The organism is Winogradskyella psychrotolerans, from assembly GCF_018860565.1.
Taxonomy (GTDB): Bacteria; Bacteroidota; Bacteroidia; order Flavobacteriales; family Flavobacteriaceae; genus Winogradskyella; species Winogradskyella damuponensis.
Window position 1 is genome coordinate 16903 of the sequence record NZ_JAHKPS010000025.1, and the last position, 23932, is coordinate 40834.

Consider the following 23932-nt stretch of genomic DNA (forward strand, 5'->3'; position numbering starts at 1 on the left):
ACAGTGAATCTTAAAAAGATGCTGTTTAACTTACTAATATAAAGAATTTTAACTTGATATTACAATTTGTGAATAAATGTAAAAACCCATCAAAATTTGATGGGTTTTAAAATATATATTATGAGTAGTTATCTAATTTTTTATAAGTCCTCTAGAAATTACAATTTTCTGAATTTCTGAAGTTCCTTCATAAATCTGAGTGATTTTAGCATCACGCATTAAACGTTCTACATGGTATTCTTTTACAAATCCGTTTCCACCGTGTATTTGTACAGCTTCAACTGTATGTTCCATAGCAACTTTACTAGCATATAATTTTGCCATAGCACTAGACATGTCATAATTGTTCCCTTGGTCTTTATCCCAAGCAGCTTTCATCACTAACATTCTTGCAGCTTCAATTTCAGTATGCATATCTGCCAATTTAAACGCTATAGCTTGGTGGTTACAAATTTCTGTACCAAAAGCTTTACGTTCTTTAGAATATTTTAAAGCTAATTCATAAGCACCAGCAGCAATACCTAAGGCTTGTGCAGCAATACCAATTCGTCCGCCAGAAAGTGTTTTCATAGCAAATCTAAAACCAAAGCCATCATCACCAATTCTATTTTCTTTAGGAACTTTTACGTCATTAAATTGTAATGTATGCGTATCACTACCTCTAATTCCTAATTTGTCTTCTTTAGGCCCAATATCAAAACCAGGCATACCTTTTTCAACAATAAAGGCATTAATACCATGAGAGCCTTTATGCTTGTCTGTTTGAGCAATAACTAAATAAACTTCGGCACGTCCACCGTTTGTAATCCAGTTTTTTGTACCATTTAAAACGTAATGGTCACCTTTATCTATAGCGGTTGTTTTTTGAGATGTAGCATCACTACCAGCTTCTGGTTCGCTTAAACAAAATGCTCCAATACATTCACCTGTAGCTAATTTTGTTAAATATTTTTCTTTTTGAGCTTCATTTCCGTATGCTTCTAATCCGTAACAAACCAAAGAGTTATTTACTGAAACCATAACAGAAGCAGAGGCATCTACTTTAGATAATTCTTCCATGATGAGTACATAAGAAATAGCATCCATACCGCTTCCGCCATATTTAGGATCTACCATAATGCCTAAAAATCCTAATTCACCCATTTTACGTACTAAGCTTTCAGGAAAAGTTTGTGCATTATCACGTTCTATGACACCAGGAAGTAATTCTGTTTGTGCAAAATCTCGTGCTGCATCACGAATCATTAAATGTTCTTCTGTTAAGTTAAAGTCCATATACTATAAATATTATTGATTTCTTAAAATTTTGATGCAAAGATAATTTTTTATTGCGGTATTTTCAATAAGGAATATTATTTTTACTCATATGACAAAATTTACTTATAAAGTTATTGGTGTAATGTCAGGAACTTCACTAGATGGTATAGATCTTATTTATGCAACCTATGATGTTATTGATACCCATTGGGATTTTAAAATTCACGATGCAGAAACTGTAAAGTATTCAGCACAATGGAAATTACAATTGGGAGCATTAGTTAACCAGTCAATGGACCAATTGCAGGATATTGATTCATTATATTCTAAATATCTAGCAACAGTAATTTCAACATTTATAAAACAACATCACATTAAAGATATAGATTTTATTGCCTCGCATGGACATACGGCTTTACACCAACCAAAGCAAGGGGTAACTTATCAAATAGGTAATCTGCAAGTGTTAGCAGATGTTTTAAATGAAAAAGTTATCTGTGATTTTAGAGTTCAAGATGTAGAATTTGGTGGACAAGGAGCGCCTTTAGTACCTATAGGTGATCGTTTGTTATTTAAAGATTTTGATTATTGTCTCAATTTAGGCGGCTTTGCCAATGTTTCTTTTGAATCTAAAAATAAAAGAATTGCGTTTGATATTTGCCCTGTAAACATTGTTTTAAATTATTATGTTTCTAAATTAAATTTAGAATATGATGATAAAGGTAAAATAGCTTCAACAGGACAGGTAAATGAAGCGTTACTATTTCAGTTAAACACACTTCGTTTTTATAACGAACAAGCACCAAAATCTTTAGGTTTAGAATGGGTAGAATTGAATATCTTTCCACTTATTGAACCTTATAAGCTTGAAACAAAAGATATATTACGAACATTTATTGAACATGTTGCTATTCAAGTCTCTAGAGTTCTAACAGAAAGCAATACAAAGGTTTTAGTTACAGGAGGTGGAGTTTACAATGATTTTTTAATGGATAGAATTAGTCATTTCTCTAAATCTAAAATTGTAATCCCAGAAAATGAAATTATAGAATTTAAAGAAGCTTTAATTTTTGGATTGCTTGGAGTATTAAAAGAGAGAAACGAAGTTAACTGTTTAAAAAGTGTAACAGGTGCAAATCAAAATCATTCATCAGGAAAAAGATTAATCCCTAAAAATCTAAATTAATTAACATTTCGGTTCGATTGTTTTTTATATTTGTTACCGGAAATAAAACAAAAATAAATTGATAAAAGATTTACTTCAGAAATACGAAAATAAGACTCCCGAAATCGTATTTCATTGGAACGACTCAGAAACAGACGCGGAAGGGTGGACAGTTATAAACTCATTACGTGGTGGAGCAGCAGGTGGTGGAACACGAATGCGAAAAGGATTAGATAGAAATGAAGTGTTGTCTCTTGCTAAAACGATGGAAGTAAAATTTACAGTTTCTGGCCCTGCCATAGGTGGAGCTAAATCTGGAATAAATTTTGACCCACAAGATCCAAGGAAAAAAGGTGTTTTAGAACGTTGGTATGCAGCGGTATCTCCTTTATTAAAAAGTTATTATGGAACAGGTGGTGATTTAAATGTTGACGAAATTCACGAAGTTATTCCAATTACTGAGCAGAGTGGTGTTTGGCATCCTCAAGAAGGTGTCTTTGAAGGCCATTTTAAACCAACACAAGCCGATAAAATTAATAGAATTGGTCAGTTAAGACAAGGTGTTATCAAGGTTATTGAAAATCCAGACTTTTCTCCTAGTGTTAATAGAAAATATACCGTTGCAGATATGATTACGGGTTACGGTGTCGCTACAGCAGCAAAACACTTCTATGATATTAATGGAGATTCTGTGAAAGGAAAACGGGTTGTTGTTCAGGGATTTGGAAACGTAGGTGCAGCAGCTGCTTTTTATTTCGCACAAATGGGTGCAAAAGTTGTTGGTATCATTGATAGAGTTGGAGGGTTAATCAATAAAGATGGATTTACATTTGAAGAGATCACTGATTTATACCTTGCAAAAAATGGTAATACACTAGTTGCAGATAACCTCATTCCGTTTGAAGAAATCAATGAAAGTATATGGTCGTTACAGACTGAAATATTTGCACCTTGTGCAGCATCGAGATTAGTGACTCAAGATCAAATTGATCAGATGATTACTACAGGTTTAGAAGTGATTACCTGTGGTGCTAACGTCCCTTTTGCTGATAAAGAAATATTTTTTGGATCTATAATGGAACATACAGACCAAAAAGTGAGCCTAATACCAGATTTTATTTCAAATTGTGGTATGGCAAGAGTTTTTGCTTATTTTATGGAACGTAAAGTGCTAATGACTGATGAAGCTATTTTTAATGACACATCTGAAGTTATAAGGAAAGCTTTAGAAAAAGTGCATGAAAATAATTCAACAAGAATAGGTATAAGTGAAACAGCTTTTGAAATAGCATTAAAACAACTGATATAACATATAATGGAAGCTGCAATAATTCTTGTATTTGTTTTTGGCTATTTGGCCATAACATTAGAACACAATATTAAAATTGATAAATTAATCCCTGCTTTAGTCATGATGGCTATAAGTTGGGCACTGATTTCATTAGGTATTGATGGATTTACTCAATGGTTTGATTCTGCTAATCATAGTCTAATGGACAATTTTGGTTTACTTCCGCATGAAGAGAAAATGCACTTAATGGAAGAAACCTTACTTCATCATTTAGGTAAGACAGCAGAGATTCTTGTATTCTTATTAGGTGCAATGACCATTGTTGAAATAATAGATTATTTTGATGGGTTTTCTACCATTAAAAATGCTGTAAATTTTAACAGTAGGAAGAAACTGCTATGGATGTTTGCAATCTTAGCCTTTTTACTTTCAGCAATCATTGATAACCTTACTGCCACAATTGTTTTAATATCAATTCTTCAAAAAATTGTAAAAGAAAGAGATGTAAGAATATGGTATGCTGGTTTAATTATTATTGCAGCAAATGCAGGTGGTGCTTGGTCGCCTATAGGAGATGTGACAACAACAATGCTTTGGATTGGAGATAAAGTGTCTACAGGTAAATTGTTCTCGTATTTGTTTATCCCTTCATTGTTATGTATGGTAGTACCAACTTTTATTGCGTCATTTTTAAAGCCTTTTAAAGGCGATTTAGAATTGCAAGAGTCAGATGGTAAACCAAAAAACAAGTTTAGTGCTACCATGTTATTCTTAGGATTGGGAGCTATTATTTTTGTGCCAATATTTAAAGTGATTACACACTTACCTCCTTATGTAGGTATGATGTTGTCATTGGGTGTTGTTGCTATTTTTGCTGAAGTATATAGTAGTTCTAAATTTTCAATTTCAGAAGTGAGTTCAGAAGAACATAATTCTAATGCAAGTCATAGTCCTGTTCATCATTCACTATCTAAAATTGAATTGCCAAGTATATTGTTTTTCTTAGGCATCTTAATGGCCGTTGCAGCCTTAGAATCTTTAGGGATTTTATTCGGTTTTGCAGGTTCACTTCAAGACACTATGCCAATGTTAGGTACAGAGTTTCATCATGAAGGTGTATCGGATTTAGTGGTGTTACTTTTAGGTGTTGGATCGGCTGTAATAGATAACGTACCTTTGGTTGCAGCAAGTTTAGGTATGTTCTCAGAACCATTAGATAATGAGCTTTGGCATTTTATAGCCTATTCTGCAGGTACCGGAGGAAGTATGTTAATCATCGGTTCTGCAGCAGGTGTTGTGGCAATGGGAATGGAAAAAATAGATTTCTTTTGGTATTTAAAGAAAATATCTTGGTTGGCATTAGTTGGGTTTCTAGCTGGAGCAGCAGCCTTTATGGTAACAAGAGCTATTTTTTAATATTAAAATAATAAATATACTTAAGCTATAAACTTAGCGTTATAAACAGTACAACTTTAAAAAATTAAATATTTTAGTATGATATCATTAAATACTATTCAAGATGAAGTAGATATTTTAACTGAGGGAGAACCAGTTGAAAAAACCTTATCTATTATTGAATTAATTACAAGTGGAGGAACATCAGGAATAGTGATTATTCTTATTTTGTTTATACTTTTAATTATAGCTACTTATATTTATTTTGAACGCATTTTTGCCATTAAAGCAGCGTCTAAAGTCGATTCAAACTTTATGAATCAGATTAAAGATCACGTAAGTAATGGTAAGATAGATTCAGCACAAATGTTATGTGCTCAGCAAAATTCACCAGTTTCGAGATTAATTGCTAAAGGAATTACTAGAATAGGAAAACCTCTAGAAGATATTAATACAGCTATAGAAAATGCTGGGCGTTTAGAAATTTATAGTCTAGAGAAAAACGTAAGTGTGTTAGCTACTATTTCTGGCGTTGCACCAATGATTGGGTTTTTAGGAACTGTTGTTGGTATGATTATTTCAATTTTTGAATTGGCAAATGCAGGAGGAACCATTCAAATGGATGTTTTAGCAAGTGGATTATATACAGCTATGACTACAACTGTTGGTGGACTTATAGTTGGTATTATTGCATATGTAGCCTACAACCATGTTGTAGGAAGAACAAATAAAGTTGTTTACCAAATGGAAGCAAATTCTATTGAATTTTTAGATCATTTAAACGAACCTATCTAATTTATGAACATTAGAGGAAGAAATAAAGTAACACCAGAATTCAATTTCGCGTCAATGACCGATATTGTATTCTTGTTATTAATATTTTTTATGATAGCGTCAACATTGGTAAGTACTAATGCTATTGATATTATATTGCCAAAAGCAAGTGGTAAGACTGAAAATAAAAAATCGACTGCAGTAAGTATCAAAAAAGATTTGACCTATTATATTGATCAAAAACGCGTTGGAGAAAGTGTTTTAGAAACAGAGTTAGTATCTATTCTTTCTAACCAAGAATCACCAACAATCGTATTGAGAGCAGAGAAATCTGTGCCTGTAGAAAATGTAGTGAAGGTTATGGATATTGCCAATAGAAATAAGTTTAAAGTGATATTAGCTGTTCAACCTAATTAACGGCATCATTTTTGAAAATAGCTTTGGAAACCAACAAGGTTTCAAAATTTGATAAGTTTAAAACAATACCTATAAAGTGAAATATTTAGAGACTAAACACGAACGCAATTCGGCAAAAATTACAGTACTCATTTCTTTGATACTGTTACTGCTATTGTTTGTTGTTGGGCCTCAATATATGGATCCTCCAGAAGAATATGGTGTAGCAGTAAACTTTGGGACCACAGATTTTGGTAGCGGTAATAAACCATTAAGTGAACCTAAAAAGGCTGTTGAAGAAAAAATAGTAGAAGAAAGTGCTGTTGAAGAAGTGGTACCGGAAGAATCACAAGTGACACCTACTGAAGCGGCAACCAAAGCCGAAGAAGTAATGACGCAAGATAACGCTGAAGAAATTGCTATAAAAAAGCAAAAAGAAGCAGAAGCAAAAGCTAAAGCGGCTGAAGAAAAGGCTAAGGCAGAAGCTAAAGCAGCTGCAGAAAAGATAGAGCGAGAAAAACGTGAAGCTGAAGAAAAGAAACGTGCTGAAGAAGCTGAAAAAAAGAGAAAGCTCGATGCTATGATTGGAGGTGTGAAAAATGCAGAAGGCAATACAGATGGAGGAGAAGGACCAGATAGTCAAGGTGGAAATAAAGGACAATTAGATGGTGATCCTTATGCACCAAGTTATTTTGGAGGTTCAGGTCCAGGAAAAGGAGGTGTAGGATACGGCCTAGGAGGTAGAGGAATACCATCCAAGCAAATATATAAGCAAGACTGCAACGAATACGGCTTAGTTGTTGTAAGAATTCAAGTAAACAGACAGGGCAAAGTAATTAAAGCAGAAGCTGGAATTAAGGGCACAACCAATACGGATCCTTGTTTATTAGAACCTGCAAAAAAAATAGCCATGTCTCATAAATGGCCAGCAGATCCTGAGGCACCAACAACTCAAGTTGGTTTTGTGAGTATTAATTTTGATGTAGGTCAATAGAATGAATTATCAAGATACTGTGAATTGGATGTTTCAACAACTTCCAATGTATCAAAATAAAGGCAACTCAGCTTTTAAAAAAGACTTAACTAATACCATTAATTTAGCCACGTATCTCAACCATCCAGAAGGTAGGTTTAGATCTGTTCATGTTGCTGGCACTAATGGCAAAGGGTCAACAAGTCATATGTTGGCTTCAATTCTACAAGAATCAGGTTATAAAGTTGGCCTATACACGTCTCCGCATTTAAAGGACTTTAGAGAGCGTATTCGTATTAATGGTAAAGTTATAAGCAAGCAGGCTGTTATAGCTTTTATAAAGAAGAATAAAGCATTTTTAGAAGATAATCAACTATCGTTTTTTGAAATGACTGTTGGTATGGCTTTCGATTATTTTTCAAAGCAAAAAGTAGATATTGCTATTGTTGAGGTTGGCTTGGGTGGTCGATTAGATTCTACAAATATTATTACACCAGAATTATCTGTAATTACAAACATAGGTTTTGATCATACGCAGTTTTTAGGAAACACATTTCAAGAAATTGCAGGAGAGAAAGCCGGAATTATAAAACAAAATGTTCCTGTTGTTATTGGAGAAACACATCCTGAAACCGAAAGTGTATTTAAACAAAAAGCAAGCGAAGCTAATTCTGCGATTTATTTTGCAGATCAAATTATAAATGAAGCTTTAGAGAGCGATTTAAAAGGGTCTTATCAGGTACATAATATTAAAACGGTTATACAATCAATAAATATTTTAAAAGAGCTAGGTTTTAAGATTTCTAAAAATAATTTAGAAAAAGGACTTTTAAATGTTGTTGGTAATACAGGTTTGCAAGGCCGATGGCAAATATTAGGGCACAATCCGAAGGTTGTTTGTGATACGGCGCACAATAAAGAAGGATTAACTTATGTAATGGAGCAAATAAAAAAAGAAACCTTTAATAAGCTTCATATTGTATTTGGTGTTGTAAATGACAAAGATTTGGACGCAATAATTCCTTTACTTCCTAAAGAAGCAAGCTATTATTTTTGTCAACCAAACGTGCAAAGAGGCTTAAATGCTAAAATATTGATGACTGCTTTTAAAAAAAATCAATTATTAGGAGAATCTTATAAAAGTGTTAGTGAAGCCTTAACTATCGCAAAATCAAATGCTAATAAATATGATTTGATTTATATTGGCGGTAGTACTTTTGTTGTAGCAGAAATAATTTAAATTTTTATTAAAAAATGTTTTGAGATATTAAAAACTAGACTATCTTTGCAGTCCTAATTATTAGGGCGACTAGCTCAGTTGGTTCAGAGCACTTGGTTTACACCCAAGGGGTCAGGGGTTCGAATCCCTTGTCGCCCACTTCCAAAAAGAAAACCGATTTACGAAAGTAGATCGGTTTTTTTGCTTTTAATAAGCGAGTGAAGTTATTAGGTTTTGTAATTTATAAAAACAGAAATTTTAAGAATTACCTAACTGATTCAATATTTTAATAGCAGATGCAATTTCGTTCAAGGGCATCTAAGATTAAGTTCATTTGTTTAAAAAATGGTAAAGTCAATTAAAAAGGGTCATTAACTCAGTTGGTTCAGAGTGTCACGTCGACAACGTGGAAGTCACTGGTTCGAATCCAGTATGACCCACATTATTAGAAAACCCGATTTATAATTGTAAATCGGTTTTTTTCGTTTAAAAATTACAGAGCATTGCTGTTATATAATTTATTGGATAATTATGTTTTGTTTTTTGAAAGTATATTTGTTAATTGAGATATGAATACTACAGAAGCAGCATTACAAGAACGTATTAAGGAGTTAACTTGTCTATATGAAGTTTCATCCATAATAGGAGATGTTAATATCGTGTTGCTTAAGGACACATTAAGAGCTGTAGCTTTTAGTTTAAAAAAAGCATTTCAACAATCTGAAGACACCCAAATTATAATACAAACAGAGCATAACAAAGTTGTAACTGAAAAAAGACAAGGAAAGTCTGTTTTTATTACTTCTGAAATTAAACTTTTTAATGAGGTTAAAGGTGAAATTAGTGCGCATTTAAATGGTGTAAATTATAGCGAGAACAATTTTTTAAATGAAGAGAAGTTGCTCTTAGATAATGTCGCTCTCATGGTTGGAAACATGTTAGAGCGTATTGAGATTCAGAAAAACCAAGCGTCTTTAAAACGGCAAATGGAACGTGCAGATCGTCTTGGGATTTTAGGTGAAATTACTGCCGGAATAGCGCATGAACTTAATACTCCTTTAGCAAATATTTTAGGCTTTGCAGAATTGCTTAAGGATGATTTAGCAGATAATAAAAGTGCAACATCAGATTTAGATAAAATTATTCAAAATGCAGTTTTTTCGAGAGAAGTAGTAAAGAAGCTTATGTTTTTTGCTTGCGAAATGCCGCAAGAAATGAAACGTGTTAACATTGTGCCTAATATTAAAAATGCTATAAACTTATTAGATGCAACTTTTAGAAAAGAGCATGTAAAGTATCTTGTAAAAATTGAAGAAGAAGAATTATGGTTAAAGGCAGATCCTATTCAGCTCACACAGATTATTTTCAATTTATTAATTAATGCCATTTACTTTTCTCCAAAAGATGGATTGGTAACCATTGAGGCTGAAAAAACAGAAAAGGATATCATTTTGAAAATTTTTGACGAAGGAAAAGGATTTAACCCAGAAGATTTGGATAAAGTGTTTCAGCCGTTTTTTTCAACCAAACCTACAGGAGATGGTTCTGGACTAGGACTAAGTGTTGTACATGGCATTGTAGCATCTCATAAAGGCACAATAACAGCTGAGAATATGCCAAATAAAGGTGCTATATTTACAATAATACTCCCAAAAGAATAAATGACACCATGCAGTTACGCAAAGAAAATATACTTATTGTAGATGATGATGTTAACATCTTAGAGTTGTTACAGCGTCATTTGCAATCGTGGAATTATCATGTTTTTAAGGCGATGTCAGTAAAAGAAGCCGTAACAATTTTGCGAGATTCACAAATAGACTTATTGATTACAGACTTAAAAATGCCTGAGTTAGATGGTTCAGAGCTTATTAAGTTTGTATCAGAGCACTATCCAAAATTGCAAAAATTAGTTGTTACAGGTTATCCGTCAGTTCAAGATTCATTAGTCGCAATTAAATCTGGAGTGGTAGATTACTTAACAAAGCCATTTACAAAGGATGAATTAAAATCTGCAATAGATAAATCTATTTCTAATAATCAAATCCGGAAACCTAACCAATCTGAAGACGAACAAGAGTCTTCTTACGGAGAAATTATAGGTAATTCAGAAAAGATAAACGATGTCATTCAGGTCATTGAGCGTGTAAAAGATAATAAAGCTACAATATTTATTAAAGGTGAAAGTGGTACGGGAAAGGAGTTGGTTGCTAGAGCAATTCATTATCAAGGTAAGTTTGCAAGAGCACCATTTATTGCTGTAAATTGTGGCGCAATACCAGAAAATCTTTTAGAAGCAGAATTGTTTGGGCATTTAAGAGGTGCATTTACGGGAGCAGAAACTAATAGAGAAGGTTTTTTTCAGGCTGCTAACGGAGGTACTATTTTTTTAGATGAAATAGGTAATGCATCACTAGCAGTTCAATCAAGGTTGTTACGCGTATTACAAGAAAAAGAAGTTGTTAAAGTAGGAGCAACAAAAGCAGAAAAAGTAGATATACGCGTTATAGCGGCAACTAATAGCGATTTGCGTGATATGCTACAGAAGCAAACCTTTAGAGAAGATTTGTTTTATAGGTTAACTGTTGTCGAAATTGAAATAGCACCTTTGAGAGAGCGAAAAGAAGATATTCAATTATTAGTAGATAAGTTTCTCTTTAAATATGGAGTAGAGTATAAAGATAGATTTCTAAAAATTACACCAGAAGCTTTGGAAATTCTAAAACGTTACGATTGGCCAGGAAATATTAGAGAATTAGAAAATATTATTCAGCGTGCAGTGATTATGTGTGATAAAATTATAGACGTAGCACATTTGCCTGAACATTTAAAATACACTTTAAATTTTTCTAAAGACAAATTGGAGCCGTTAAAAGTCATTGAAAAAAGATATATTGAAAAGGTTTTACGCGCTACAGATAATAATAAAACTAAGGCTGCAGAAATTCTTCAAATAGACCGAAAAACAATTCGTCAAAAACTTTCAGAATAATATTCTTTAACTGGTACTTTTTTACTCTATTGGGTAATTTTGTACCAATCTCTTTTTTGTGTTTTATAATTCAAGTCACTAACTATTCTTTGTTTATAGGCTTTTGTTGTTTTGCAGAGCCATGATTGGCTGTTTTGGCACAAGCATTGCTTCATTATACAAATAACATTAATAGTATTTATTATGAATCATTTTAATATTTGTCCGAGTTGCATGCATCGCAACGATTGTGTTTTAACAGCACAAAAGGATAAGGTTTGGTCTTGTAGTGAGTTTGATGAAATTAAATCAGAAGAGGTTTTTTTAGAAAAAGTACAACAGCCTAAGCAGGAACTAGAATTAGCTTAATATTTAATAATAAATTATGATTTTTAACGCATTAATATCAGTATTTAAAACTCGAAATCTAGTAGATAAAAAATCTGCTAAAGAAGTTTCTAGAAATAAATATATCATTGAGAAATATCATGAAAGATCGATAACTAATCGCTATTTCAAATAAAAATTTAAACATACTACAATGACAACATTAACAGCAGATTTGAAAAAAACAACCCAAAAAACGACAAAAAAAGTACCTGTAAGAGGTATGATGGATAACGTGATGGAGCAGTTTAATAGTGCTGCAGACCAAATCAATTTACATCCAAACATTAGAAAAATATTAAGCATAACCAATAATGAAATTCTTGTGAATTTTCCAGTTAAAATGGATAATGGTGAGGTGGAAATATTTACAGGATACAGAGTACAACATAATAACGCATTAGGACCATATAAAGGGGGCTTACGTTATCATCCAACTGTAGATCTAGATGCTGCAAGAGCTTTAGCGATGTGGATGACATGGAAAACTTCTTTGGCAGGTTTGCCTTATGGAGGTGGTAAAGGAGGTATTAAATTAGATCCTTCTAAATATTCTGAAGGCGAATTAGAGCGTATTACAAGACGTTTTACGTTTGCTTTAGCAGATAATATTGGACCAGAACACGATATACCTGCTCCAGATGTGAATACCAATAGCCAAACTATGGCATGGATAGCAGATACTTATATGAGTACGCGTCCGCCAGCAGAACGTAATGCAAACCAGCATATAGTTACAGGGAAACCAGATGGAAGTGGTGGACTTGAAGGTAGAGATAGAGCAACCGGTTACGGAGTGTACTTGACTATCAAATTCTGGGCAGAAAAAAACGATGTAAATTTAGAAGGAAAGAAATTTATCGTCCAAGGTTTTGGTAATGTTGGTTATTGGGCTGCTCTTTTTTTAGAAAGAGATGGAGCAAAATTGGTAGCAGTACAAGATGCATATGGATGTATTCAAAATCAAAAAGGTATAGCAGTTGAAGCGCTTTCTAAATATACTAAAATCAATGAAGGTAGTATTGCAGATTTTCCTGATGCAAAGCCTGTTAATAAAGATAAGTTCTTTGGTTTAGATTGTGATATTGTTATTCCTGCTGCTTTAGGAAATCAAATTACTAAAGAAAATGCATCAAAAATAAAAGGAAAACTTATAGCCGAAGGAGCAAATGGCCCAACCAATGTAGAAGGTGAAAAAATCCTTTTAGATAAAGGAATTACTATCATACCAGATATCTTATGTAACTCAGGTGGAGTTGTAGGTAGTTATTTTGAATGGTTGCAAAACCGAAATGGTGAAATTTGGCAACTAGATGAAGTTATGGCTAAACTTGACAAAAAGATGAAAGAATCTTTTAATAAAGTTTATGACTATTCTAAAAATGAAAATATAGATATGCGTACAGCAGCATTTTGTATTGCTATTGAACGTATAGAAAAAGCATATATACAAAGAGGTATTTTTCCATAAATAAATGTAAAAACATGAAGTACGGAAGTTTAATAATTGAAAAGAAAGAATACGTTTACTTAAAACGTATACTAAATGTATCGGGTTATGCCGAAGACCATGAAACTCAAAAATGTTTAATGAAGCTGTCTGAAGAGCTAAAAACAGCTCAGATTGTTAGTGAAGAAGAAATGCCTAAGGATATTATTAGATTTAATAGTATCGTGACGCTAGTTTTAGAAAATGGTTTGGAAAAAAAGTTGCAAGTTGTAATTCCAACAGAAAGAAATATAAATCAAAATAAGATTTCTATTCTTACACCAATGGGATCTGCATTAATTGGTTATTCAAAAGAGGATACCATTTTTTGGGATTTTCCAGGAGGGAAACAACAGCTTAAAATTATTGATGTATCTCAAGAAGAAACCTTTAGTGGATTAGATATTGTAATGTAAAAATATAAGATATGACAACTTTAAATACTGAAATTTTTCATCACGATTCAGATGTTGATGTAACACATAAAATCAACACCATGGAGTTAAGTAATTGGATTAATCATTTAAAGTATATAAAAAAAGAGTTGGTTAACCTTATTAATATTTGCACCGCAGATCTAAATGAAAAATTGGAAGACTATAGTGTTGAGGAGCGTTTTCAAAAAAAGAAAGTTGAAAACGAAATCCTATTAGAAGCACTTATAAAATATTCAAATTCTAGATCTAACATTGTAGAGTGTGAGGATACACAATGCGATATGGCATACATTAATGAGCACGAAAGTTATAGGAGAAGTTACTTATATCATTTGGATAAATACAGGAGGCTTAAAGATGAGTTTTTTAATAAAGTACAAGGAAAGTTTACACTTATAAAAATTAATTAATCTTATATCATATAAGCTTTTGAACACCGTTTTATCGCATCAACTTAATCAGCAAAGAAAATTGTGTATACAAAAAGATTTAAACGAATTAAATCTATGGATTAATACTTTAGAATTTTTTAATAACGAACTGGATCATTTTAGTGTTATAGAAAAACAGCTTATTAAAAAGGCTTCTGTTTCAAGTACTATTCAAGCCATTCGTAGAAAGAATGTCTTAAATATGGCCATTTTATGCAAGTACGAGCAAGAGTTGAAAACAGAATATCAGTATGGGAAAACTGAATATGATTTAAACCGATTAAGATTCCATGAACAGAAGCGGATAAGTTATATGAAGCTCGTTGATGAGTGTAATACTTTTAAAAATAAATTCTACTTGTCTCTAAGAAAGTACAGAAGAGAATAACTTAAATTTTTACTTAAGATTACAAAAGGGTAATTCTCAATTATTTTTTTGTTGTTAATAGCAGGCCGTGAAAGAGAATTCTTTCACGGCTATTTATTTTATAATAATGTTAAAATTCGTTCTAAAGCCATTCCGCGAGACCCTTTAATCAAAACTGTAGCATTATTAAGTTGAAGCGATTCTATATGTGGTTTTAAATCTTCATAAGTTGAAAACTTAAATGTTGATGCTTTGGTTTTGGTCTTATAAAAGTTTTTACCAATTAAAAATCTGTTTTTTTCAAAATGATCTTCAATAAAATCGACTATGTTTTGATGTTCTTTTTCAGATTCAGAACCTAATTCAAACATATCTCCAAGAAAGAGAAATTTGTTTTTAACTTGTAGTTGTTTAAAATTTTTAAGCGCTGCTAACATGCTTGTAGGATTGGCATTGTAAGCGTCGAGAATAATTTTTGTATTGCCTTTTTCTATAATTTCAGAGCGGTTATTATCTGGGTGGTAACTTTCAATAGCTTTTTGTATGTTTTCAGAGCTTACATTAAAATATTTTCCAATCGCAACAGCTACTGCTATGTTGCCATAATTATAATCGCCTATAAGTTGACTTTCAATTGTAATGCCATCATATGTTATGGTGACATAAGGGTTTGCATTTTCAAAAGCAACAATACAATCATTATTCGTATGAGATCCAAAATGACTAACATTACTATAGTTAGCAATTTGAGTTACTTGCTTTTTGTCGTCAGTGTTTATAAAGACTTTGTTCTGATTTTGCATTAAAAAATCATACAATTCAGACTTCGCTTTAATAACTCCTTCAATGCTTCCAAAACCTTCTAAATGTGCTTTTCCAAAATTGGTAATTAAACCATAATCAGGTTGTGCAATACCAGATAAAAAAGCAATTTCCTTTAGGTGATTGGCGCCCATTTCTACAATTCCAAAGTCTAATCCTTTTGTAAAACTTAATAAGGTTAATGGCACACCAATATGGTTGTTTAGATTTCCAACTGTAGCTCTTACTTTGTACGTCGTTTCTAAAACCGCATTAATAAGCTCTTTTGTAGTGGTTTTACCATTGCTGCCAGTTAAAGCTATAATAGGAATGTTAATTGCCTTTCTATGATATGTTGCAAGCTTTTGAAGTGTTGTTAATACATCTTCAACTAAGATGCAATGATCGCTTATTAAAGCATTTTTATCATCTATAACACAATATTTTGCTCCACCGTCAAAAGCTTTATTTACAAATTGATTGCCATCAAAATTATCCCCTTTAAGCGCAAAATACATACAGCCTTGTTGAAGTTTTCTAGTGTCTGTAGAAACCGCTGTGCAGGCTTTAAATTTTTGATATATATCGTCTATTTTCATGAGCTTAAAAATAAAAAAGTCCTGATAAATTTATCAGGACTTTTTAAAATATTATTTAACGTTTATTAGTTACGTCTTTTTCCTCCTTTTTGGCTTTTAGAACCAACTCTAGATACTGCGCATCTAAAGCCAATATAATCTGTTGCCATATCTTGTGGGAAGTAACGACGTTGTGCTGGGTCAATCCAGTATGCTCTATCTCTCCAAGAGCCACCTTTATAAACTCTTACTTCGTCATTAATTAAAGATGTTCTACTATTAGATTTGTCGTATTCTCTAATTAATTTACCCTCAGAAGAATCTGTTTCAACTCTATGTTTTGGTGAGTTGTACATTTTGCTAGTGGTGTTTTTCTTTGCTGCTCCACCTTCTGTTTCATCAAAATTCTCTCTGTAGTAACGAGAAGAACGTTTGTCACCATCTCTAAAGTTGATGTTATCACTTTTACTAAAGTTAGTTCTTAAATAAGTTTCTTCTTCATCTACAGGAACCCTTGCGATTTCACCAGGTAAATCTCTAGCTACAATTTTTCCGTTGCTTAATGTATCATAAACAATTTCATCTGCAGTTACAATTTTTACAGTACCATCTTCATTGATTGCATTCTTAGTATATACATTTCCTCTATAGTAGTTGAAATCATTGAATTCGTCATCAACAATAGGTCTGTAAACATCGGCAACCCATTCGGCAACATTACCAGCCATGTCATATAAACCATAATCGTTTGGTGAGTATGTTTTTACTTCTGCAGTAATATCTGCACCATCGTCAGACCAGCCAGCAATTCCACCATAATCACCTTTTCCTTGCTTAAAGTTAGCCATTTGATCTCCACGATTTACACGCTTTCCAGATCTTGTATATTGACCATCCCAAGGATATTTTTTACGTCCTCTATAAACGTTAAAGCTACGTAACTCACTCATACCTAAAGCAGCATATTCCCATTCTGCTTCTGTTGGTAGTCTGTATTTCACAGGAATTGCTCCAGATTCTCTATTGGCATAAATATTAACAGGATTGCCCTCAGCATCTGTTTGTTGTCTACGTTTTCCTCCTTCTAATACTTCAGAATTTCCTCCGTAAGTTTCTGTAGGAGCGTTAATATAAGTGTCAACATCAAAAGTACTCTCAGCATTCAAATCTGTATATTGAGCATCTCTTTTAATGTAACCAGCTTCTTGTAAAGATAATTCAGCTACACGGTTAGATCTCCAATTCGCATATTCTACAGCTTGAATCCAACTTACACCAACAACAGGGTAATTTGCATAACCAGGATGACGTAAATAGTTTTCTGTCATCATTTCATTATAACCTAAACGATTTCTCCAAACTAATGTGTCAGGAAGTGCACCTTTGTATATAAGTGCGAAATCTGGGTTATCTGGAGGATAAACACTTTTTAAATAATCTAAATAATAAAGATAATTTAGGTTAGTAATTTCAGTTTCATCCATGTAGAATGACTGAATATGTTGTTGATTTGGAGTGTTATTCCAATCGTGCATTGGATCATCACCTACTTTACCCATTGTAAAGGTTCCGCCTTCAATGAATGCAGTTCCAGGAGGTGTTTCTTGTTCCTTAAATTGAGTGTTGTACTGAAAACCACCTTGTTTATCGTTGATTTTCCATCCTGTGGCAGTATCTACATTGCCAGAATTAGAAGAACGGTTGCAACTTACAATTGAAGCGCAAAGCGTTACTGCTATTAGAAATTTTAGGTTTGAGACATGTTTCATATCCATACGTTTAAGTAAGCTCGTTTAATTTTAGAGTCGCAATATAACAATTAAAGGTAAACTGACAACTTTTTTTCGCGTCTAATTGTAAAAAAATGTGCATTTCATCCTTTTTTTTGAGCACAACAACGGACTTTTTTCGATTTGCCGATGTATTTTGCTCTTTAATAACGAGGGAGCAAATGAATTATTGTTGTATTTTTGAAATAAAAATTGCAAAGTCATAATATAGTGCTTTAACAAGCGTTATTTTATTTGAGACTAAAAACGAAAAAGAATATATGAAAAATTGCTATATAATCGCTTTGATGTTGTTTAGTGTGCTTTGTTTTGGGCAGCAAAAACAATTTAATATAAATTGGAGTGGATATAAAGTTTTAGAAACAGCTTATAGTAAAATAGAAGTGCCTGCTTTTGATGATAATCATTTTAGTTATAATGAAAGTGATGGTTTAACCTTTTTTGCTCAATGGGAAAGTAACGGAAGTCAAATTGATGAAAACTCAATACAATTAACCAATGTTGCTTATGAATCTATTTCTGCTTCTGAATTAAAGAATTTAAGTCCAAAATTAATTCCAAATTCTCCTAAGTATAAGATATACAATACTAATGCAAGAGATAAACGTGCTCATTATTTTGAATTAAGTCCTATTATTAAGGATAGAGGAGTTTATAAAAAAATTACAGGCTTTACAATTACGTATAGCACACGTTCTGCTCGTACAGCCAACAACCTAAATGATGCCAATGGAATTGTAAACTCAGTTTTAAGTACAGGACAATGGTTTCGTTTTTATATTGAAGATTCGGGTGTCTATAGATTATCTAAAAGCTTTTTAAGTAGTTTAGGTATTAATACCAATTCAGTAGATCCAAGAACAATAAAAATTTATGGTAATGGAGGGAGAATGTTACCTTTAAGTAATTCAGAAAATTACCCTTTCGATGTTGTAGAAAATGCCGTAAAGTTCATTGGTGAAGAAGATGGAAGCTTTGATAACAATGATTACATCCTTTTTTATGGTGAAGGACCTAAAACTTATAGTGAAGAAAGTGAAACCAATTTAAATATATTTACCGATAAGACATATTATTATGTGAATATCAGTTCTGGTAATGGTAAGCGTATTCAAGAAATGCCAACTATAGATGCTTCGCCAGATATAGTAATTAATACATTTCAAGATTATCAGTACTATGAAGTTGATGAATATAACCTGGGGAAAATAGGTAGACGTTGGTTTGGAGATGATTTTGATATTGAAAATCAACGTTCCTATAAATTTGAATTTCCAAATTTAGTAACTGATATTCCGGTAGATTTTAAAATTGTTGTTGGGTCTGTTTCTGAAGTAGAAACAACAATGAAGATTTCAATAAATGGAAATCAAGTTGATAATATGGGATTAGGAACCATAAGTCCTGGATCTGTATTAGCAACTGATAAAACACACAATAACTCACATATTATTACATCTGATGAGATTACGGTTACATTTGATTATAGCAACAACGGTAACCCGTCGTCAAATGCATTTTTAGATTATATTAATATTGAAGCAACTAGAGGCTTAATTTATGAAGGCAATCAGTTAGTTTTTAAAAATAAAGATGTTATTACCACACCTGGAATAGCCCAATATAACTTGTCTAATGCTTCTGCAGTAACAGAAATATGGGATGTTACAGATCGTTTTAATGTTACCAATCTCGTAAATTCTACTAGCGAAAATACAATAACGTTTAAAGCACAATCTGGAGAACAGAAAACATATATAGCATTTTCTAATGCCAGTGTTTTACAACCTAATAAAGACAGTAGGTCAAGTGTTGCAAATCAAAATCTAAAAGGGACTATTTTTAATAATGCTCAAGGACAGTTTGAAGATATAGATTATATTATTTTATCTCCTTCTCAGCTGACAACACAAGCAGAACGTTTAGCGCAAATTAATAGAGATAGGTATAATCTAAACGTAAAAGTAGTTGATTTAGAAACAATCTATAATGAATTTAGTACAGGAAGTCAGGATGTAGCTGCAATTAGGAATTTTATTAAATACGTTTATGATAATGCAAGTACACCAAGCAAACGATTAAAATATTTATGTTTGTTTGGAGAAGGGTCTTATGACTATAAGGATAGAATACGTAATAATACCAATTTAGTGCCATCATGGTACTCTAAAGCAAGTTTTAGTCTCGGTAATTCCTTTGTTTCAGATGATTTCTATGCCATGCTAGATGATAATGAAGGAGATGGATTAACAACTTCTGATAGAATGGATATTGCTGTAGGCCGAATTTTAGCAGAAGACGTACAGCGAGCCAAAGAAATGGTAGATAAAATTAATACCTACTATCAATCTGAGTCTTATGGCAGTTGGAGGAATAATGTATTGCTTATTTCTGATGATGTTGATGAGGGCTGGGAAAGAAATTTACAAGAGACTACAGAAAGTTTGGGGAATTCGCTAAATCAAGAAAAACCATTTTTAAATGTCGTAAAGATTCATTCTGATGCTTTTGAGCAAGAATCAACAGCAGCAGGAGATAGATATCCTAAAGTAAATGAAGCCATAAGAGACGCTATTGAAGTAGGAGCTTTAGTAGTGAATTATTTTGGTCATGGCGGAGAAGATGGTATAGCAAAAGAACGGATTTTTGATAAGTTTGATTCTCAGGAAGTTAATAATATCTGCAAATACAATTTGTTTATAACTGTAACTTGTGAATATACCAAATTTGATGATCCACATAGAGATACGGCAGGAGAGTTTACCTTTTGGAATAAAAACGGAGGTGCCATTGCTTTACTAACAACAACACGTCAAATATCAGAATCTACTGGAAGATTTTTTAACCTAGCCTTGGACGATTACCTCTATGCGTTTGGTTCTAATGATTATCCATCTATTGGAGAAGCATTGCGATTAACTAAAACAGATAATTCTATCGTTGGGCGTTCTCAAAAACGATTGGTCTTTCTAATTGGTGATCCAGCAATGAAATTAGCCTTCGCCAAACCAGATATTAGATTAACTAAGGTTAATGATGTAGAAATTACACAGCCTATTGATACACTTAAAGCTTTAGCTTATACAAAATTAGCAGGTGAGGTTGTAGATGCAAATGGAAACGTATTACCTAATTACAATGGAACATTAACCGCTACGGTTTATGATAAGCCAATTGAACGTCAAACCTTAGGTAATGATGGAGTAACAGACGCTGATGGTGTAATTATTATGGACTATACAACATTAGGGGAAGTCATTTTTAAAGGGCAAGCAAGTATTGTTAATGGGCAATTTGAATTCGATTTTATTGTACCAAGAGATATTGTTATTCCTGTTGGCAATGGTAAAATTAGTTTTTATGCTCAAACAGATGATCAACTTTCAGATCAAGCAGGTGCAAATTTCGATATTAAAGTTGGAGGTATTAATGAAAATGCACCAACAGATGATATCGGACCAGTGATAAATCTATTCATGAATGACGAAAATTTTGTGTCTGGAGGTATCACTAACGAATCACCAACGTTGTTGGTAAAACTTCAAGACGATAATGGAATCAACACAGCAAGCGGGATAGGTCACGATATTACAGCTATTATAGATGGAGACGAAACCAACCCAATTGTCTTAAATAATTATTACCAAGCTAGTGTAGATGATTATACTAATGGAACAGTTTCTTATCCTTTTAGAGATTTAGAACCAGGAGTGCATACGCTTACATTAAAAGCTTGGGATGTTTATAATAATTCTTCAACAGCAGAAATTCAGTTTAGAGTTTTTGATGAAGACGAAGAATTGATTATTGATAATGTTTTAAATTATCCAAATCCTTTTGTGAATTATACAGAGTTTTGGTTTAATCATAACAGTTCTGATCCTTTAGATATTTCTGTGCAAATTTTTACAGTTACAGGTAAATTGGTAAGAACTTTAAATGGACAAACTAGTGCCGATGAATGTTGTTCTAAAGGTTCGTCGTCATTATCTAGAAGCATTATATGGGATGGAAGAGATGATTTTGGAGATAAAATAGGAAAAGGAGTCTATGTTTATAAACTAAAAGTGAAATCTAACCGTTTAAATAAGCAAGTTGAAAAAATTCAAAAACTTGTTATACTATAGAAGTATTTAATTTTTTTGTTTTGTAGCTGAAATTATAGCTTTTTATTTTGTAGAAGATTTTCATTATTACGGTATAAGAAAACAGAAAGCAACAAAAAGTAAGTTGAATTGAGAGCAAAAAGAAAAAGTTTAAATTAATTCTTAAATAATAATTTATATTTGCTAACGCATTAGTGCAAATAAGTTAGCATTAATAACTAAAATGAACATGAAGAAATACATATTATCCCTAATCGCTATAGCGACAATTAACCTAACCTTTGCTCAAGTAGAAACAACACAAATTACTACTAACTCTTTTGATAGTAGAGTAATTACAACAGGTTTGCCTTTTATGCTTATTGCTCCAGATGCAAGATCAGCCTCTTTAGGAGATATGGGGGTAGCTACCTCTGTTGATGGTTTTTCACAACAATATAATCCTGCGAAATATGCTTTTTCAGAAGCAAAGCAAGGAGTGAGTTTAAGTTATACACCATATTTAACCAGATTAGTAAATGATATCTCGTTAAGTTATGTAACTTATTTCAATAGAATAAACGAGTACAGTTCTTTTTCTGCAGGGCTTAAATATTTTTCATTAGGTGAAATTGTGCTAACACAAGATGCTAATGATCGTGGTGTAGCAGTAAAACCAAATGAATTTGCTATAGATGCAGCATATTCGTTAAGATTAAGTGATCAATTTGCAATGGCAGTAGCTCTACGTTATATGCGTTCAGCTCTTAGAATTGATACAGTAGATCCAAATGCGAGTCCAGGGAGTACATTTGGAGCAGATATAACAGGATATTACCAAAGTGAAGAAGAGGCTTATAATGATTTTAATGGGCGTTGGAGATTAGGTTTTGCAGTACAAAACTTAGGTCCAAGATTTAAGTACGATGATGGTGGTCAAGAAGTGTTTCAGCCAACTAATTTACGTCTAGGTGCTGGTTTCGATTTTATTTTCGATCAGTATAGCAAGTTAGCCGTTACTGCTGAGGTTTCTAAATATTTAGTGCCAACACCTCCAATTATGGGAGATAAAACGGTATTTACAGATACAAATGATGATGGTATTTTTAGTCCAGATGATGGAGATTTTCAAACACAAGATCAATTAGATGCTTCAGAAGAGAATGTTATCATTGAAGGTCAAAGTACAGATGTAAGTTTCTTAAGTGGAGTTTTTCAATCGTTTGGTGATGCACCAGGAGGTTTTAGTGAAGAGTTAAGAGAATTTACATGGGCATTAGGTGCCGAATATACGTACCAAGAAAACTTTGCGTTTAGAGCGGGTTATTTTAACGAAGCAGATGATAAAGGAGCACGTAAGTTTTTTGCTTTAGGAGCAGGATTTAAATACACAACAATTAATGTAGATTTATCTTATTTATTCTCAGCGTCAAAAATTCAGAGTCCGTTAGAAAACACCCTGCGTTTTTCATTGACTTTTAACTTTGGTTCAGGGGAATATGATGAGTATTAGAATCTATAAATAATTTAAATTTCAAAACTATTGTTAAAAAAGCAATAGTTTTTTTGTCTAAAATAAATAGTAAATTTATGAAGGAGGTTAAAATAGAAACGACACTACAAGTTTATACTGGTTTTAATGAGCTTCCTGAAGCAATTCAAAACTTAATGAATACGGCAATTGAAGCAAGAGATAACGCCTACGCTCCGTATTCAAAATTTAATGTAGGTGCTGCTATTTTACTCGATAATAATGAGGTTGTCATTGGTAGCAATCAAGAAAATGCGTGTTTTCCTTCTGGTTTATGTGCAGAGCGTACAGCTATTTATTATGCAGGTGCCAAATATCCAAAGGCTAAGATTCTAAAAATGGCAATTACAGCATCTTCACAAAATCAAGTAACAGATAAACCAATTCCTCCATGTGGTGCCTGTAGGCAATCTATCGCAGAATACGAAATCAAACAAAATCAACCCATCGAAATTTATTTTATGGGAGCAAAAGGAAAGGTGGTAAAATCTAACTCATTAGCGAATTTGTTGCCGCTTCTTTTTGAAAGTTCGGTATTATAACGTTTTCGTTGCATTAAATTCATTAATTAACTGTTTTTTTACGATATACTGTT

The 23932-nt window shown here is 32.6% G+C and carries 20 protein-coding genes and 2 tRNA genes; 19 read left to right on the plus strand and 3 right to left on the minus strand.

Translation table 11 applies throughout. The features are described from left to right. Positions 1-132: 132 nt before the first annotated feature. On the minus strand, positions 133-1275 hold the full coding sequence (locus tag KO504_RS12915) for an acyl-CoA dehydrogenase (RefSeq protein ID WP_215927531.1): 1143 nt from the start codon (positions 1273-1275) through the stop codon (positions 133-135). Between the two features lie 91 nt (positions 1276-1366). Here KO504_RS12915 and KO504_RS12920 point away from each other — a divergent pair, with 91 nt between their 5' ends. From KO504_RS12920 to KO504_RS12995, 16 genes are all read left to right on the plus strand, one after another. After that, positions 1367-2443 (plus strand): anhydro-N-acetylmuramic acid kinase, encoded by a 1077-nt coding sequence (locus KO504_RS12920; protein WP_215927533.1) that lies wholly within the window; start codon positions 1367-1369, stop codon positions 2441-2443. A 61-nt stretch (positions 2444-2504) separates the two neighbouring features. After that, entirely contained in the window at positions 2505-3731 is a 1227-nt protein-coding gene (locus KO504_RS12925) for a Glu/Leu/Phe/Val dehydrogenase dimerization domain-containing protein (protein ID WP_215927794.1), read from the plus strand. A gap of 6 nt (positions 3732-3737) precedes the next feature. Beyond that, positions 3738-5129, plus strand: coding sequence for a sodium:proton antiporter NhaD (nhaD, locus tag KO504_RS12930; RefSeq protein WP_215927535.1), 1392 nt, complete (start codon positions 3738-3740; stop codon positions 5127-5129). Between the two features lie 78 nt (positions 5130-5207). Further along, a complete protein-coding gene (locus KO504_RS12935) occupies positions 5208-5903 on the plus strand; it encodes a MotA/TolQ/ExbB proton channel family protein (RefSeq protein ID WP_215927537.1) in 696 nt (231 codons plus the stop codon). Positions 5904-5906: 3 nt separating this feature from the next. Next, a complete protein-coding gene (locus tag KO504_RS12940; RefSeq protein WP_215927539.1) occupies positions 5907-6299 on the plus strand; it encodes an ExbD/TolR family protein in 393 nt (130 codons plus the stop codon). 76 nt (positions 6300-6375) lie between these two features. Then, positions 6376-7272 (plus strand): energy transducer TonB, encoded by an 897-nt coding sequence (locus KO504_RS12945; protein WP_215927541.1) that lies wholly within the window; start codon positions 6376-6378, stop codon positions 7270-7272. A gap of 1 nt (position 7273) precedes the next feature. Then, the gene (locus KO504_RS12950; protein WP_215927543.1) at positions 7274-8491 is read left to right on the plus strand and encodes a bifunctional folylpolyglutamate synthase/dihydrofolate synthase; all 1218 of its coding nucleotides are present in this window, start codon (positions 7274-7276) and stop codon (positions 8489-8491) included. A 63-nt stretch (positions 8492-8554) separates the two neighbouring features. Next, positions 8555-8629 (plus strand) — tRNA-Val (locus KO504_RS12955). Between the two features lie 206 nt (positions 8630-8835). Continuing rightward, a tRNA-Val gene (locus KO504_RS12960) sits at positions 8836-8910 on the plus strand. 129 nt (positions 8911-9039) lie between these two features. Further along, positions 9040-10131, plus strand: a complete 1092-nt coding sequence (locus KO504_RS12965) for a sensor histidine kinase (protein WP_215927545.1) — start codon at positions 9040-9042, stop codon at positions 10129-10131. A gap of 8 nt (positions 10132-10139) precedes the next feature. Further along, positions 10140-11462, plus strand: coding sequence for a sigma-54-dependent transcriptional regulator (locus KO504_RS12970; protein WP_215927547.1), 1323 nt, complete (start codon positions 10140-10142; stop codon positions 11460-11462). A 183-nt stretch (positions 11463-11645) separates the two neighbouring features. Next, complete coding sequence (locus KO504_RS12975; protein WP_215927549.1) at positions 11646-11810, plus strand: hypothetical protein; 165 nt, start codon at positions 11646-11648, stop codon at positions 11808-11810. A 172-nt stretch (positions 11811-11982) separates the two neighbouring features. Continuing rightward, a complete protein-coding gene (locus KO504_RS12980) occupies positions 11983-13299 on the plus strand; it encodes a Glu/Leu/Phe/Val family dehydrogenase (protein ID WP_215927551.1) in 1317 nt (438 codons plus the stop codon). Positions 13300-13313: 14 nt separating this feature from the next. Continuing rightward, positions 13314-13733, plus strand: coding sequence for a GreA/GreB family elongation factor (locus tag KO504_RS12985; RefSeq protein WP_215927553.1), 420 nt, complete (start codon positions 13314-13316; stop codon positions 13731-13733). Between the two features lie 11 nt (positions 13734-13744). Then, entirely contained in the window at positions 13745-14164 is a 420-nt protein-coding gene (locus KO504_RS12990; protein ID WP_215927555.1) for a hypothetical protein, read from the plus strand. A gap of 61 nt (positions 14165-14225) precedes the next feature. Further along, the gene (locus tag KO504_RS12995; RefSeq protein ID WP_215927557.1) at positions 14226-14573 is read left to right on the plus strand and encodes a hypothetical protein; all 348 of its coding nucleotides are present in this window, start codon (positions 14226-14228) and stop codon (positions 14571-14573) included. A 98-nt stretch (positions 14574-14671) separates the two neighbouring features. Here the strand turns inward: KO504_RS12995 and KO504_RS13000 are convergent, their stop codons facing one another. After that, positions 14672-15952: a UDP-N-acetylmuramoyl-tripeptide--D-alanyl-D-alanine ligase gene (locus KO504_RS13000; RefSeq protein ID WP_215927559.1), complete on the minus strand. Its 1281-nt coding sequence runs from the start codon at positions 15950-15952 to the stop codon at positions 14672-14674. Positions 15953-16017: 65 nt separating this feature from the next. After that, positions 16018-17706 (minus strand): gliding motility lipoprotein GldJ, encoded by a 1689-nt coding sequence (gene gldJ / locus KO504_RS13005; RefSeq protein ID WP_215927561.1) that lies wholly within the window; start codon positions 17704-17706, stop codon positions 16018-16020. A 275-nt stretch (positions 17707-17981) separates the two neighbouring features. Here gldJ and porU point away from each other — a divergent pair, with 275 nt between their 5' ends. From porU to cdd, 3 genes are all read left to right on the plus strand, one after another. Further along, positions 17982-21848 (plus strand): type IX secretion system sortase PorU, encoded by a 3867-nt coding sequence (gene porU, locus KO504_RS13010; RefSeq protein WP_215927563.1) that lies wholly within the window; start codon positions 17982-17984, stop codon positions 21846-21848. 208 nt (positions 21849-22056) lie between these two features. After that, the gene (gene porV, locus KO504_RS13015; protein WP_215927565.1) at positions 22057-23319 is read left to right on the plus strand and encodes a type IX secretion system outer membrane channel protein PorV; all 1263 of its coding nucleotides are present in this window, start codon (positions 22057-22059) and stop codon (positions 23317-23319) included. Between the two features lie 77 nt (positions 23320-23396). After that, positions 23397-23879, plus strand: a complete 483-nt coding sequence (gene cdd / locus KO504_RS13020) for a cytidine deaminase (RefSeq protein ID WP_215927566.1) — start codon at positions 23397-23399, stop codon at positions 23877-23879. The last annotated feature ends 53 nt before the right edge of the window (positions 23880-23932 follow it).